This window comes from Micromonospora sp. LOL_023, from assembly GCF_048060115.1.
Classification (GTDB): domain Bacteria; phylum Actinomycetota; class Actinomycetes; order Mycobacteriales; family Micromonosporaceae; genus Micromonospora_E.
The window spans coordinates 1-14546 of sequence record NZ_JBHMIM010000056.1; the positions used below are offsets into that span (position 1 = coordinate 1).

Annotated in this window: 17 protein-coding genes; 10 read left to right on the forward strand and 7 right to left on the reverse strand. The window is 69.1% G+C overall.

Annotated elements, in window-relative coordinates; translation table 11 throughout:
* Window positions 1–118: 118 nt before the first annotated feature.
* Entirely contained in the window at window positions 119–1045 is a 927-nt protein-coding gene (locus ACFHVL_RS24975) for an acyltransferase family protein (protein WP_416630873.1), read from the forward strand.
* Between the two features lie 27 nt (window positions 1046–1072).
* On the opposite strand, the gene ACFHVL_RS24980 is transcribed toward ACFHVL_RS24975, so the two are convergent.
* The 3 genes from ACFHVL_RS24980 to ACFHVL_RS24990 form a co-directional block, all read right to left on the reverse strand.
* Window positions 1073–1246: a hypothetical protein gene (locus ACFHVL_RS24980; RefSeq protein WP_416630874.1), complete on the reverse strand. Its 174-nt coding sequence runs from the start codon at window positions 1244–1246 to the stop codon at window positions 1073–1075.
* 194 nt (window positions 1247–1440) lie between these two features.
* Window positions 1441–2046 (reverse strand): MOSC domain-containing protein, encoded by a 606-nt coding sequence (locus ACFHVL_RS24985; RefSeq protein WP_416630875.1) that lies wholly within the window; start codon window positions 2044–2046, stop codon window positions 1441–1443.
* A gap of 60 nt (window positions 2047–2106) precedes the next feature.
* Window positions 2107–2499 (reverse strand): MerR family transcriptional regulator, encoded by a 393-nt coding sequence (locus ACFHVL_RS24990; protein WP_416630876.1) that lies wholly within the window; start codon window positions 2497–2499, stop codon window positions 2107–2109.
* Between the two features lie 50 nt (window positions 2500–2549).
* On the opposite strand from ACFHVL_RS24990, the gene ACFHVL_RS24995 reads away from it, so the two are divergent.
* Complete coding sequence (locus ACFHVL_RS24995; RefSeq protein WP_416630877.1) at window positions 2550–3236, forward strand: SDR family oxidoreductase; 687 nt, start codon at window positions 2550–2552, stop codon at window positions 3234–3236.
* A 307-nt stretch (window positions 3237–3543) separates the two neighbouring features.
* Here ACFHVL_RS24995 and ACFHVL_RS25000 read toward each other — a convergent pair whose 3' ends face one another.
* On the reverse strand, window positions 3544–4194 hold the full coding sequence (locus ACFHVL_RS25000; protein ID WP_416630878.1) for a DUF4360 domain-containing protein: 651 nt from the start codon (window positions 4192–4194) through the stop codon (window positions 3544–3546).
* 478 nt (window positions 4195–4672) lie between these two features.
* Between ACFHVL_RS25000 and ACFHVL_RS25005 the strand changes: the two genes are divergently transcribed.
* The 8 genes from ACFHVL_RS25005 to ACFHVL_RS25040 all read left to right on the forward strand — a co-directional run bounded on the left by ACFHVL_RS25005 (window position 4673) and on the right by ACFHVL_RS25040 (window position 11396).
* Window positions 4673–5320, forward strand: a complete 648-nt coding sequence (locus ACFHVL_RS25005; protein ID WP_416630879.1) for a DUF4360 domain-containing protein — start codon at window positions 4673–4675, stop codon at window positions 5318–5320.
* A 525-nt stretch (window positions 5321–5845) separates the two neighbouring features.
* A complete protein-coding gene (locus ACFHVL_RS25010; protein ID WP_416630880.1) occupies window positions 5846–6226 on the forward strand; it encodes a hypothetical protein in 381 nt (126 codons plus the stop codon).
* 128 nt (window positions 6227–6354) lie between these two features.
* Entirely contained in the window at window positions 6355–6660 is a 306-nt protein-coding gene (locus ACFHVL_RS25015) for a hypothetical protein (RefSeq protein ID WP_416630881.1), read from the forward strand.
* Window positions 6644–7273 carry a GOLPH3/VPS74 family protein gene (locus ACFHVL_RS25020; protein WP_416630882.1) on the forward strand — a complete coding sequence of 210 codons (630 nt, stop codon included), beginning with the start codon at window positions 6644–6646 and terminating at the stop codon, window positions 7271–7273. Before ACFHVL_RS25015 ends, ACFHVL_RS25020 begins: the two co-directional genes overlap by 17 nt.
* A 159-nt stretch (window positions 7274–7432) precedes the next feature.
* Window positions 7433–8077, forward strand: coding sequence for a GNAT family N-acetyltransferase (locus tag ACFHVL_RS25025; protein ID WP_416630883.1), 645 nt, complete (start codon window positions 7433–7435; stop codon window positions 8075–8077).
* A gap of 102 nt (window positions 8078–8179) precedes the next feature.
* Window positions 8180–8908, forward strand: a complete 729-nt coding sequence (locus tag ACFHVL_RS25030; RefSeq protein WP_416630884.1) for a YcnI family protein — start codon at window positions 8180–8182, stop codon at window positions 8906–8908.
* A gap of 83 nt (window positions 8909–8991) precedes the next feature.
* Window positions 8992–10761, forward strand: coding sequence for a copper resistance protein CopC (locus ACFHVL_RS25035; RefSeq protein WP_416630885.1), 1770 nt, complete (start codon window positions 8992–8994; stop codon window positions 10759–10761).
* Window positions 10758–11396, forward strand: coding sequence for a DUF1775 domain-containing protein (locus ACFHVL_RS25040; protein ID WP_416630886.1), 639 nt, complete (start codon window positions 10758–10760; stop codon window positions 11394–11396). Before ACFHVL_RS25035 ends, ACFHVL_RS25040 begins: the two co-directional genes overlap by 4 nt.
* Before the next feature lie 21 nt (window positions 11397–11417).
* On the opposite strand, the gene ACFHVL_RS25045 is transcribed toward ACFHVL_RS25040, so the two are convergent.
* The 3 genes from ACFHVL_RS25045 to ACFHVL_RS25055 form a co-directional block, all read right to left on the reverse strand.
* A complete protein-coding gene (locus ACFHVL_RS25045; protein WP_282225765.1) occupies window positions 11418–11585 on the reverse strand; it encodes a hypothetical protein in 168 nt (55 codons plus the stop codon).
* 219 nt (window positions 11586–11804) lie between these two features.
* Entirely contained in the window at window positions 11805–13001 is a 1197-nt protein-coding gene (locus ACFHVL_RS25050; RefSeq protein WP_416630887.1) for a helix-turn-helix domain-containing protein, read from the reverse strand.
* A 148-nt stretch (window positions 13002–13149) separates the two neighbouring features.
* Entirely contained in the window at window positions 13150–14463 is a 1314-nt protein-coding gene (locus ACFHVL_RS25055) for an ABC transporter substrate-binding protein (protein ID WP_416630888.1), read from the reverse strand.
* Between the last annotated feature and the right edge of the window lie 83 nt (window positions 14464–14546).

Sequence of the window (14546 nt, forward strand, 5' to 3'; positions counted from 1 at the left end):
CGACGGCCATGCCCCTTGCAACGACCAGCACACCCGGAAGACACCGCAGGTCACGCCACCGCCCGGAATGCCGGAAAACTCACCCGCCCCCGGTGAATAGCTACCCGCGATGGGTGTGATGTTCGGCATTGCCGGGCATTTGATGGCAGCTTCACTGGACCGGTACGGGCCGGCGGCCGTGGCTCGCCGAATGGTCCGGATGATCCTGCCGTTCTGGGCATTCAGCCTGGTCGCACTCGCGCTGATGCACAGCGTCGGCAGGCCGGCCGATCCTGCACGCAGGATCGGCTGGGACGAGCTGATCTGGTGGATTCTGCCGCTACAGGTGCCGTCTGCCGGAGAAGCAACCTGGGCATGGCCGTTCACGATAGGACTCTGGTATATCAGTACCTACCTGTGGCTGATCCTGATCTCGCCGGTCGCCCTGTTGCTGATTCGTCGATGGCCCGGATCATGCGTCGTGGCCTCGATTGTGATCTTGATCGGATTCCATCTCGGCCAGATCGAACAGGGGTTCTATATTGTCTCGTACCTGCCCTGCTGGCTGTTGGGGCTGGCCAGTCACGGCGGGAGACTGCAGCGTATACCGGCGCGAACCTTCTACGCGACAGCGTCGGCGCTGGCTGTTGTCGGTGGCTGCTGGATCGCCATCTTCATGGCCACGCATCCGGCCACGGCGCTGAACCATGTGCCAATAGCGACCACGCTGTGGTCGATGGCCTGGGCCGTCGTGCTGCTGCGCCCGCACTCGCGCGTACAGCTGCACCGTCTCAGTGAGTATCCTGCAGTGTGTCAGGTACTGCGTCTGATAAACACCTGGGCCGTCACCATCTATCTCTGGCATATCGTGGCGGGCGCATTGATTGTGGCCGTACTGACTCCTGCGTTGCCACCTGATTCGGCCGCTAATCTCGTGCTGCGGGTGATCGGGATGGCGATTCTGACTGCCCTTGCCGTGGTTTCGTTTGGCTGGGTCGAGACGCTGTCGTCCCGCTACGCTCGCCTCTGTAAGATCTCACCTGGCCACGCCGGCCCAGGACGGTGAGCCGGTCGCCGACGCCCCGGAGCCCACCTAGGCTCGCTGGGCGTACCGGAGCCCGTCGCGCAGGACGGCGAGGACTCGTCGTTGGCTTTCCGGGTCCGGGTCGACGTGTTCCAGGGTCCGTGCGGTGCCGATCATCAACCCGATCAACTCGGGCGTGGCGATGTCCGGGCGTACCGCTGCGGTCTGCTGCGCCTTGGCCAACAGCTGGCGTCGGTGAAGGCGTGCTTGACCGTCGACTGGCGGACGGCCTCGGCGAAGAACGCGAAGAAGCCTGCGCCGACGTCCTCTCCGGCGGCCATCTCCCGTGCGTAGGCGGTGATCTCCTGTAGCCGGGACTGGCCCAGCGCGACGACGCCCGGGACGCCCTGTGGGCCGACAGCGCCGACCTGCTGTCCCTACGCTGACCGACCGGCCGGGCCGAGCACCCAGATCGTGTCCCCTGGGCGGATGACGCCCGCGACCACGACGCGGGCATAGAGGCCGCGCAGCCGGGCCTGGCGGCCCTGCTCGCTCCAGACCAGTTTGTGCGCGTCGCGCCCGTAGCGGTTGGCGAACTTCACGCATCCGTTGTGTGGCTCGGCCGTCACCTCGATGACCGCCTCGTCGCCCACCGCCAGCCGGGTGCCGGCCGGTAGCGCTTCGGAGTGCAGGTCGAGGTCGGCGAAGAGCTGATCGCCCGCCAACCCCCAGTCCTGCGGGTCGTCGCCGGCGACCAGCCGGACGAACCGGGAGTTCATCACGGTGAGCTGACGGTCCGGGTGGGCCGACCCGTTGTCGGTCACCGAGCTGCCGCGCTCCGCCCAGGTGTCGCCGACCAGACCTACGGTGACGTCGAGCATGCCCTCGGCCAACAGCTCCCGCTCGTCGACGGCCGGCCGGCGGACCACCAGGTCCAGCGTGCCGGAGCTGCGCGGGGAGCGGGTCACCTCGGCGAGCCCGGCGGCAAGCTCGGCAGTGGACAGCTGGCGGGGTGCGGTGGTGTGCGCCATGACGTCGTCCATGCTCGGAGTGTGCCAGAGCGTACGCGTACCGTCGAAGGGATTCTCGGCCCGGTCACCGGGTCAGTCGGCGGCGGCCGGGGCGGATTCGTACGTGCAGCCGCTGGCCGGGTGCGCGGAGCGCGAGATCACCTCGTCCAGCCGGCGGCGGGCCGCGATCAGCTCGGCGATCTGCGCGTCGATCCGGTCGCGCTCGGCGGCCAGCCGGGCCCGCGACTGCGGCGTGTTGACCTTGGCGTCGACGCACGGCATCAGGTCGGCGATGGTCCGGCTGGACAGGTTCGCCGCGTACAGCATCTGGATGAGCTTGACCCGATCGACGGCCGACTCCGGGTAGTGGCGCTGGCCGGCCGGGCTGCGCTGCGCGGCCAGCAGCCCCTGTTCCTCGTAGTAGCGCAGCGCCCGGGTGCTCACCCCGGCACGGGCCGCCAGGTCTCCGATGCGAAAGGTGACCACGGTCACTGCTCCTTGCCTTTGACGTCAACGTCAGGTCTTAGCGTACCGGCATGAAGATCTCCGGAGCAGTCGCCCTGGTCACCGGGGCCAACCGCGGTCTCGGCCGCCACTTCGCCGCCCAACTGTCGGAACGCGGCGCCAAGGTGTACGCCACCGCCCGTCGACCCGAATCCGTCGATCTGCCCGGCGTGCAGGTCCTGCCGCTGGACATCACCGACCCGGCGTCGGTGGCCGCCGCCGCGCAGGCCGCCAGCGACGTCACCCTGCTGGTCAACAACGCCGGCGTGGCCACCGGCGCCGACCTGGTCTCAGGTGAGCTCGACCTGATCCGCCGGGAGCTGGACACCCACTTCTGGGGAACCCTCGCCATGATCCGGGCCTTCGCGCCGAGGCTGGCCGACGGCGCGATCCTCAACGTGCTGTCGGCACTGTCCTGGAGCGCCTACCCGGGTGCGGGCGGCTACGCGGCGGCGAAGGCGGCCGAGTGGAACCTCACCAACGCCGTACGCCTGGAGCTGGCCGGCCAACGCACCCAGGTCACCGGTCTGCTGCTGGGCGTCGCCGATACCGACATGACAGCCGACTTCGACGGGCCGAAGAGCGACCCGGCGGTGATCGTGAAGTCCGCCTTGGACGGTCTTGAGGCGGGCGAGTGGGAGGTGCTCGCCGACGAGACCGCCACCGCCGTGAAGGCGTCGCTGGCCGGAGACCCCCGAAGGTTCTACGCCAACCCGTGACCGGTTCCGCGGTTGGACCTGGCGACCCGCGGCCGGTCCGGTCGGATCCGTCGTCCCGGCCATCGACCGCCAGGACGGGTCAGCCCGGCCAGCCACCCGATCGCGTCGCATGACCACTCGACCAGCTTGCCGCGGAACACCGCACCGTGCAGCGGTGGGCCGTTGCAGAAGCTGTCGTCCGGCAACCCCGGGAGACATGGTCTGAACCGGGTACGGAGTCGACGCGTGGGCGCGGGCAGGTGAACCTGCCCGCGCCCATCTGCTGTGGTGCGGAGACGCCGTACGTCGCTGAGTCGGGTTCAGGGAATCAGCACCGTTCCCATTTGAGGTTGAACAGGGTGTCGACGTCGCCCTCGCTCGCCGCCATGGACATGCTGGCGTTCGAGCTAGCGGTCCCGGCGTCCACCCGTAGCTCGGTGTTGATGTTCAACACCCGCTGCTGTCCGCAGGGCAGGTAGAACAGCGCCGGTGCCGCGTCCTCGGTGGACCAGTAGCCGTTGTACGGGCCGCCGAACGTGGCGTCGGTGCGGCTGCTCTCGGAGGAGCCCTGCCAGTAGTAGTGGGTGCGTTGCCGACCTGTCGCGCCGGTAGGGATCCGGGCCCGGCCGCGGTAGTCGGCGGTGGCGACCGCGATGGTCCAGCCCGCAGGCAGCCTGACGAGGACGCCGAGCTGGCAGTTCTTCCGGCTGGCGGTCAGATCGAGGCCCCGGCCGGCGGTGGCGACGAAGTCGGAGTAGCGGATGCGGAAGCCAGTGTTGTCGGAGTTGGCGACGACCCAGGCGGTGCCGGGTGCGCAGCCTGACCCGTTGGCTGCCAGCACCTCGACGGTGATCTGGCCATCCGGCGCGCTGTTGGGCTCGGCTGGCGCGGCGTGGGCCGGTACGGACAGGGACAACGCGAGAACCGTGCCGAGTACGGCGAAGATTCCGTGTCTCGCGCCAACGAGGTCTTTTTTCATTCTGTTCCTCTCGGGGCAGTTGGTGTTAGCCGAATAGAACACGTGCTTCGTCGCCGAACAGCCCGCAGGATGTTCGCATGTCGACCTTGGGGCAGGCCGCTGCTCGGTGGAGCGGAGTTCTCGGTGGCGTTCTGCGAATGGATGGTAGCGACGCTGACCGAAACCTGCAACCATCTGTGCTCATCAATGTGATCAACTTGTGGCGGGTCCTTGAGCTGGACCGGGGTGGTGGCAACGTCGACAAGATCAAGTCGTGGAGTCGTTGTGTGGCACTGGATTTGACCAGTTGGCCGCAGGTTGCTGTGCTACATGGACCCCGTGCGTCCACCTCTGTGTCGACCTCGATGCGGCGGTAGGCGGTCGAATCGACTTCGCTTTCGTTCCAATTGATCTCGAACAAATTGACGTTGACAGACGTCGATGTCTGTACGTAGCTTGTCCTGCAGGTAGCGTCGTTTCCTGCATCGGAGGAGGTTTCATGCGTAAACTGCTGACGCGTGGCGGCGTGGTGCTTGCGCTGCTCGCTTCAACGCTGATCGCCGGGGCGCCAGCGTCCGCTAGGGGAGTCATGGATGACCCGCCCGCGGACCAGGTCGTGATCGATCTGGTGGCGATGGCGGGCTCCGGCTGCCGACCGGGCACCGCGGACGTCGCCGTCTCCCCGGACAACACCGCCTTCACCACCATCTACAGCGACTACCTCGTCGAGGCCGGTCCGGGTATCTCACCCACCGCCGGCCGCCGGAACTGCCAACTCAACGTCCTGGTCCATGCCCCGGCCGGTTACACCTTCGCGATCGTCAAGGTGGACTACCGGGGGTACGGGCTGCTCGGCCGGGGTGCCGTCGCCTCAGCTCGGGCCAACTACTACTTCCAGGGCATGACGCAGAGCACCTTCAGCAACCACCCGATCCCGGCACCGCTGGACGACAACTGGATGGTCACCGACGAGGTGCCGATCGCCTCGGTGGTCTGGCACCCCTGCGGCGAACGCCGCAACCTCAACATCAACACGGAGTTGCGCCTCAGCAGGGGGTCGTCGACAGGGTCCAGCTTCCTGACCATGGACTCGACCGACGGCAGCATCGAAACGATGTACCACCTGGCCTGGCAGCCCTGCCCGTGACCTGAACGCACGACCGCACCGTACGACCCGAGGGTGACCGGCCACGCCGGTCACCCTCGGCCTGTCAGCGTCCGGGCGCAGCGATCGAGGCCGGCCCGGACAGCGACAGTTGGCCGTCACGGCCCGGGTTGCGTCGAACGACTGTCGATCAAGGGCGGAGGGGCGATTGGCGGTGGCCGGCGGGACATTGGTGATGGGGAGGGATCCCGCCGGCCACCGGGTTCACCCGCGAGAGGTGTGGGAGATGCAGCTTATCCGAAGCCGACAAGCTTTCGGAGTCGGCCGGTGCGACGGGTGTCGTCGTTGGTCGGCGATGCCCGGTCCTCCGTTCGGTGACGGGTCACGATATCCGTGCCAGCGCCGGGCCGGGACGTAAGGTGAACATGTGGACTTCTCGCGTTTTCAAACTTTCGTAGCGGTTTCACCGGCGCGTTAAGCATTGCACCACTGTGGGTGCCCTGGCAGACTCGATCTGCGTACGCCGATGGCGGGCGATCGATGGTGATCCAGGGTGAGGAGTTGGCGATGGCCAAGAGCCGTGGCACACGCCATGAGATCACCGACGGCGCCGAGCTGAGCGATATTCGGGTCGCCGCATCGAACGATCCCGCCGACTGCCTTCAGCCATCGCTGGCCGGCCTCCTGTTCTGTGCAACTTGCGAACGGCAGATGATCCCGATGTCGAGGCTCAACGGCCGTGTGTACGGTGCTCCCTGCGGCTGCCGGCTGAGTCCGGTGGATGCGCTGACGGTCGAACGACTCGTGTACAACGCCGTCGAGGCGCAGCATCCGGAACTGCTGACCTGTGTCACCGGCAATGATCTTCCGGCGGTATTCCGGCAGGTCCTGGCGGAGGTACGGATTGGCGGCGCAGCCGACGAGTTGGAATTCATCTGGTCCACGTGACCGCTGTCCGCTGAAGTGCTCTCCCCCGACCCGCACCTTCATCATTGACGACCGCATCCGGATCACCCGCCGGTGACCGGACGACCTCGCGTACCACTTTGTGGGTCGATGATCGGGCTGGACTAAATATGACATATTTTGCTGAAGACGTACTGATACCGGAGTTCTCGCCGGGAACAGTGCTCCGGTTCACCCCGTCCGAGTGGCGGTACGGTCGTGGCCCCGTACCCGGGGAGCCGTTCGAGCTACTGATCACCAAGGTACGGACCGCGTCCGCGCGCAGCTACGACGGCCAATGGGTGTGGGTCGACGGGCACCATGTGGATTGCCGCCCCGACCACCAACCCTGTCAACAGGCGCTGGTCAGCGTCGCCGCGGTGCGACGCGCAACGGAGCCGGGTCAGCGGGCGGTGGACGGTGCTGCTCGCCGATGAGTTCTTCCTGCTTGCCCACCACGATGTCACCGGCCGTGCCCGCCTGCACCCCAGGGCCGTCGGGCTGGGCCTGGCCAGCGCGGTCCTGGCCGAACTGGTCACCGTACGGGCGGTCACCGTCGACGCTGGACACGTCTGGGTGGTGAACCCGGCGGCACGGACCGACCCGCTCGGTCGGTCGGCGCTGCGGCTGCTGCTCGACGAGCCCGATCACACCGCCGTACGGCTGTGGCTGGCCGTGCTCTCCGAACGGGCACCGATCCACGTGGCCCAGCGGCTGGTCACCGCCGGGGTCGTCCGGGCCGAGCAGATCCGCCGTCTGTTGCGGACCCGCACCGTGTACGTACCGGTGGACATCAACGCGGCGGCCTGGCCCTGGGCGAGGCTGTCGCTGCGGCTGCGTCGGCTGGAGCAGCTCGACGAGCCGGACCTGTTCCTCGCCGGACTCTCCGTCCAGACCGGACTGGACAATCACCTGCTCGACGGGGCTGAGTTGGAGGCCAGCCGTCACCTCGCAGACCTGCTGCGCACCACGCTGTCACCGGCACTGCGGGACCTGCTGCTGCACACCGGCGCGGCCGTCGGCAACACAGTGCTCTCCGGGCGCGCCTGACCCCGGGCGCACCTGACCCCGGGTACGCCCGGAAACCCGGGTACGCCCGGAAACCCGGCCGCGGCCGTCCGCGAGCCGGCCTGTCCGCCAGTCAGCCGGCCTGTCCGCCTGCGACTCGGCCTGTCCGCCTGCCTGGTCATCACCCAATTGGAGTACGCCATGAACGCCACCACACCGGCGACGACCGTTCGGGACGCCACCCCCGCCGACATAGCTCAGGCCGCGACGCTGCTCACCGAGGCATTTCTCATCTCGCCGGTGTCCCAGTGGCTCGTCGGGGACATCGACGCCCGGGTCACCACCTTCCGCTCGCTGTTCACCATCGAACTGGAGCAGGCCATCGACTCCGGAGCGACCGTGCATGTCGCCGGCCGGTTCAGCGGGGTCGCCATCTGGTACCCGCGCGATCGACCGGGTCCGGCCGGCCAGGTCACCGTGCACCAGCGCCGACTGCTGCTCGCGGCGGGCATCTGGCAGCACCGGGTCGCCGTACTCGACGCTGTGCTGCGTGAACACCAACCGGAGCAGCCACACCGGTATCTCGCGTACCTCGGGGTGACCCCGTGGCTGCAGGGCAGGGGAGTCGGTACCGCGCTGCTGCGTCACCAGCATCAGGAGCTCGATCATCGCGCCGTACCGGCCTACCTGGAGGCCACCACGCCGCGCAACCGGGGCCTCTACCACCGGCACGGGTACGTCGCCAGCGAACCCATCCACCTGCCGGGCGGGCCACCGCTGTGGCCGATGTGGCGGGCACCCCGGCGACCGGGGACCTCCGGCCCTGTCGGACCGGCCGGCAAGTAGTCGCACCAGCCGGGAACCAGACGACGGACGCATCCGACCAATGCGAAAGCCCCACCTGCCCACGGGCACCTGGGTGGGCCGACAGACGAAAGGTCGCCATCGATGCATTCCACCCTTCGGCATGTCACGCGTGCCGGCGCCGTAGCCGCCCTCGCCGGCGGTGTCGTGCTGCTCGCCACCGCACCGGCGGCAGCCCACGTGACGATCACCCCCACCGTGACGGCCGCCGACTCGTACACCGTGCTGACCGTGTCGGTGCCGCACGGGTGCGACGGCTCGTCCACCACGAAGGTCGCCATCCAGATTCCTGACCTGATCAACGCGGTCACGCCGACGATCAACCAGGGCTGGACGGTCGAGAAGGTGATGGCGGAGCTCGATCCGCCGATCACCGACGGCCACGGCAACGAGCTCACCGAGCGGGTGGCCGAGGTCGTCTACACCGCCAAGACCCCGTTGCCTGAGGGGCACCGGGACGTCTTCGAGCTGTCGCTGAAGCTGCCGGACGCCGCCGGCGAGGAGCTGATATTCCCCGCGATCCAGACCTGTGAGCAGGGCGAGGCGGCCTGGGCGCAGGTGCCGGAGGCCGGCCAGGACAGCCACGAGTTGGACTACCCGGCACCGGCGTTCGTGGTCACCGCAGCCACCGAGGACGGCGATCACGGATCCGGCGAAGGGTCCGACGACGGTGACTCAGGCGAGGCGACCACGGCGAGCTCGACCACCGAGTCCGGTCCGAACTCGCTGCTCGGCTGGATCGGACTGATCTTCGGGCTGCTCGGTTTCATCGCCGGTGCCCTGGCGCTGCAGCGGACGAGGAAGGCCGCGTAGGCGTGGGTCACCACAACCGGCTGCGCCGCAGGGCGCAGCCGGTTCTCCTTGCCCGGTCGGTTCTCCGTCTCGCAGTACCCGCGATGCTGCTCGGGACGCTGCTCGCGTTGGCCGTGTCCAGCCCGGCCGCCGCGCACGCCACCCTGCTCAGCAACGACCCGGCCGACGGTGGGCTGCTCACCGAGGCGCCGCAGACGGTCACCCTGACCTTCAACGAGCCGGTCCAGGTACGCCCCGACGGTATCCAGGTGCTCGACGCCGCTGGCACCCCCGTCGAGACCACCGCCCGGTCTGTCGACAGCAGAGTCCTCATCGGCCTGCCGGCCGAGATGAGCGACGGTACGTACGTCGTCAGCTGGCGGGTGATCTCGACGGACAGCCACCCGGTCGCCGGTGGATTCAGCTTCGCGATCGGGGCGCCCAGCGCCGGTAGCGTCACCATCCCGGTCAGCGAGCCGGACACCGCGTTGCAGGTGCTGCGCCCGGTCACCGAGGCGTTGCTCTACCTCGGGGTCCTCGGCAGCGTCGGCCTGGCCGTGTTCGGACTGGCGTTCCTCCGCGGGCCGGCCGGCGTGGCGTTGGCCGGCCGGCTGCGTCGGCGGCAGACCCGGGTGATCCGGTTGTTCGGGGCGGTGGCGTTGGCCGCGCTGATCGTGATGCCGCCGGTCACCACCGCCTGGCAGGACGCGGCGGAGGTCACCGCCCTGGCCGGCACCGCCCCGTGGCGGACCGGGTACGCGTCCGACCTTGGTCTCACCGCCGGCCTCGCCGGCATCGGTGTCGTCGCCGTCCTCGCCGGCATCGGCCTGATCGGGGCCGGCGGCGGCTGTTGGCGGCGACCCGCCGGCGCGACGGTCTTCGCCGGTGCCGGACTCGCCCTCGGCTCGTTGATGATCATCGGCCACACCCGTAGCTTCGGCCCGGCCTGGCTGGTGCTTGGCAGCGATCTGCTGCACCTGGTGACCGCCGCAGTCTGGCTCGGCGGCGTACTCGGCCTGAGTCAGCTGCTGTCCGACCGAGCCGACCGAGCCGACCGAGCCGACCCCGGGCCGGCGGCCGACGGTGCACCGGCGGCGGCCGAGTCAACACCGGCGGCGGCCGAGTCCACACCGGCGGCCGCCCCGGCACCGACGGTGCTGGACCGGGCCGGCGTGGTGGTGGCGTTCTCCCAGACGGCCGTCTTCCTGGTCGCGGTGCTTGCGATCGCCGGGGTACTGCTCGGCTGGCGGATCGTCGGCTCCTGGTCGGCGTTGTTCGGCACCACCTACGGGCAGGTGCTGCTGGCCAAGGTGTCGGCGGTGGGAGTACTCGTCGGCATCGCCGGATGGAACCGCTACCGGCTGGTGCCGCGTACCGCGAAGCCCGACACCGAGGCCGCCGCGCTCCGGTCACTGCGCCGCGCCGTACGGGTCGAAGCGGCGCTGCTGGTCGCGGTGCTGGCCGCGACCGGCGTCCTGGTCACCCGCGATCCGACCAGTACGCCAGCCGGTTCCGAGCCGGCGGCCGACGCGACCGGTCCGGCCGGCGAACAGGCGATCACCGTGGACGGAGCGCTCGGCGACGACCGGGTCGAGATCCGGATCACCCCCGGGGCGACCGGCATCAACGCGTTGGAGTTGGCGCTGTTCGACGCCGCCGGGCAACCGCTGGAGCCGGTGGTGCCGCCGACGGTGACAGTGACCCAGCCCGACATCGGCATCGGCCCGCTGGAACGCCGGCTTGCCCAGGTCGGTGCGGGCAGGTACGAGGCGGTTGCCGACTTCCCGCTGCCCGGGGTGTGGGAGATCAGGGTCAACGCCCGTACGTCCCGCTTCGACAGCCCGATCGTGACCATCCCGGTGGAGATCCGATGAAACCTGTCCGACGACGGGCCGCGGCGCTGGTCGCCGCGACGACGCTGACCATGGCCCCGCTGACCGCCGCGTCGATCTGGCTCGCGGCACCCGCCGCCGCGCACACCCAGCTTGCCGCAGCGCAGCCCAACGGTGCTGGCGCGACCACCCTGACCTTCACGTTCGACCATGGCTGCGACAACGCGGACACCACCGAACTGGCGGTCGACATGCCGGACGGGGCGATCGCCGGTGCCGCCACCGGGCAGCCGGCCGGCTGGAGCGCGGACGTCACGCCCCGCCGGGTGGTCTGGACGGGCCCGGCGATCGACGCGGAGCAGATCGCCGCGGGCGACGTCGAGTTCGCGGTCCTGGTCCGGCTCACCGGAACCGTCGGACAGACGTTCTGGTTCCCGTCGGTGCAGGGGTGCGCCGACGGGGACAGCTACGACTGGCTGGGCACCGAGCCGGGCGCCGAACGCCCGGCACCGTCGCTGATCGCCACCAACGCGGTGCTCGCGCCAATGCCAGCTGCCGTCCCGGACGGGCAGCGGCCGAGCGGCGGTGGCGCGAGCCTGCCACAGACAGTGTTCGTCGTGGGGATCCTGGTGGTCGGCGCGGGTCTGGCCGGCTACCGGCTGACCGGCAGCGGGTGAGGCTACGACCTGCCGGTCCGGTCATCGTGGCCAGTGGCCCCGGTTGATCGGCACCCGGTGCAGGGCGCGGCAGGGAAGCTCGGCACCGCACCGGCAGGTCCGGCGCCACCTGCGCCACGACCACTGTGGGCGGTGCCGGCGGGCCAGTGTCGCCGCGACGGCGAAGAGGTACTCGTCGTACGAGACCATGGTCCCTCCCTTGACGACAGAGCCGATCACGGCATGCCACGGGCGCGGCGAACCACCGGCACCGAGGACCTACTGCCACGGGGTGCCCGGCCGATCACGGTGCGCCGTAGCGCGACACGGAGCCGGGGTGCGACGCCGGGGGCTCTCCACTGACACCCGACGCCGCACCCCGTACGAATGACGATAGAAGCTCTTACGTGGATTTTGCGTAACGAGCGGTTACGTTGCGTGCTGCTCGGGCGAGAGTGGATCGATTCCCATCCGTACCGCGAGTTGCCGCAGCTCGTCGGAGCCGCCGCGGGGCGACGAGTCCCGCACGATGTGCGCGATGATCTCCCGGACGGTGGCCCGGCTGCGGGTCTCGTGCGGGGCGATCGCCTCGGCCCGCAGGAACGCCCGGACCGACTCGTCGTTGCGTTTGGCGGCATGGAACCCGCGACCGGCGTCCATGTGCAGCCGGGCGCGGCGCTGCGGGGTACGCAGCGCGCTCTGGTCCACCTTGCGGGCCAGCTCCGGTGCGCGGCCCGGCTCGCCGTTCTCCAGTACCACCCCGACCCGCCACACCGCGACGTTGGCCGAGGTGAACTCCATCCGCCACGGGTCGCCCGCAGTCCGCCGGGCCACGTCCTCGGCCTCGGTGACGTGCACCTCGGCGACGTCGTGCTGGCTGAGGCTGGCGGCGGCGAGCGCGGCGTGCAGGTGCAGCATGCCGTACCAGGCCCGGCCCTCGTCCGTATCGAGATGGGGTTGCATCTCCTTGGCGGCGGTGCGGGCCAGGTTCCAGGAGCGCTTGCGCAGGCCGGTGGCGAGGATCGCCTGGGCCAGTGCGTACGCGGCGGCCGCCTGGCAGGCCGGGTCGCTGCTCAGCTTGGCGGCCACCACGGCCCGTTCGGCGAGCCGCATCGCCAGGTCGACGTGCCCCTGTGGTTTGAGCGCGAGTGAGCCGGTGACCAGTGTTTGGACGGCGATGCGCAGCGCCGTCGGGTTGTCGCCGGCGTTGGCGATGGAGCGGATCTCGGAGATCAACCGGGGGAGCAGGATGCCCAGCGTCGGGTTGTCGCAGGCCATTCGGGCCCGCATCGCCCGGTCCGCCTCGGCGGCGAGGTGCGCCGCCGGCCGTGCGCCGGCCGGCTCGTCGTCGTCCATCGCCTTGCGGATCGCCGGTACGGCCGCATACAGTGCCAGGTCGTTGCGTGAGCGCGGCAGATATGGCTGCGCGGTGAGATCCATCGTGGATACGCCGAGAGCGGACGCGAGCGCGATCAGCATGGAACGCTTGGTCACGGCCCGCTTGCCGTTCTCGATCATGGAAACGTACTCGCGGCTGACCCCGATCTCGGCAGCGAGTTGTTGCTGCGTCATGCCGGCGATGTCACGCCATCGCGCGACCCGCAGGCCGATGTAATCCTCCGGCATCGGAGTACCTCCCATGCAGACGGTACGGATCGATCGGCGTGACGTCGACAGATGTAACTGCTCGTTACGCCCATCTCGCCTGTTGGCGTGATCCCGTCGACCCGGGTGGACGGTGGGAGGTGTCCGGGTGGTCGGCCGGCCTGCGTGTTCAGCCGGCGGACAGGGCCCCGTTGGCCTGCGCGACGAACTGCTCGGCTGCTTGCTGCGGTGTTGCCTGGCCGCCCTGCACCGATTCCGCCGCGATGGTGAGCAGCGACCGGATCTTGGTGTGTCCGCGTGGCGGCGGGACCGGAGCCGAACCGAACAGGTCGGCCATCTGCTGCTCGAAGGCGACCGACGCCTTCATCTTCTCGTCGGCGAGTGTGGCCTGGACGCTCTCACGGACCTGCAGATTGGAGCTGAGACCGCGTTCCGTGCCCAGGATCCGGCCGGCCTGCGGGTCGTTGACCAGGAAGTCGATGACGTCGACGACGACGTCAGGGTGCTGGGTGCCGCGGAATCCTGACCAGTACATCGAGGCGCGGGCCCACTGACCCTGCGGGTCACCGGGGTAGGACACCACTCCGAGATTGTCACGGGTGTGCTTCTGCAACTCGGCGAGCTGGTTCGACCACATGAAGGAGGTGGCCGCGTCGCGGGTGGCGACCAGTTGCTGGGTCACGTCGCCGCTGTTCGCCAACTTGATCAGCTCGGCGCTCGGGGTGGCTTCGGCAGCCCGTGCCTGCGTCCACAGCTCGAACCAGGCGGTCAGATCCCGGACGCTGAAGCCCAACTGCCGGCCCTGGTAGAGCTCCATGTCCTGGGTTCGCAGCCACAGCCAGAGTGCCTTGTAGTCGCCGGACGGATCCATGGTGCCGGCCACCGCGCCGTCGGTGAGTGCGGTGATCTCGGCGGCCCAGTCGATCAGCTCCTCGTAGGTCATGCCGATGGTCGGCTCCTCGACGCCGATCTCGGCGAGCAGTGTCTTGTTGTAGACCATTCCGGGCGTGTTGGCAGCGGCGGCCACGGCCACCGTCCGGCCACCGATCTGTCCGTACTGGACCAGACTGCTCGGAAAGCCGGAGAGATCCAGTTCGCCGTTCTGGACATACGAGGTGAGGTCCAGGACCACGTTGCGTTCGGCGTACTCTGTCAGGTAGTTGTCATCGATCTGGAACAGGTCGGGCGCGTTGCCGCCGGCGGCTTCGCTGGAGAGCCGGTCGTAGTAGCCGCTGTTGCCCTGCCAGGTCACCTTGAATGTGACGCCCGAGTGGCGGCTGGCGTACAGGTCGAGTGCCTGTTGGGTCAGCTCGGCCCGCCGCTCCGCCCCCCACCAGAAGACGGAGATCTCGACCGGTTGGTCCCCGTCGTCGGCCTCGTCGCCGTCGACAGTGGCGCAGGCAGTGAGTCCGATAGCGACGAGTAGTGTGACTGTCAGTGTTCGTGCGAACGCTCCGCGTGTCGAGATGGTTGATAGTGACACGGGTTTCTCCTGATCAGGGCCGGGTTTGCCGGTCGGCGCTCGACCATTTAACACAAGCGGACGGGCTGCGTGTCAACGGTCCG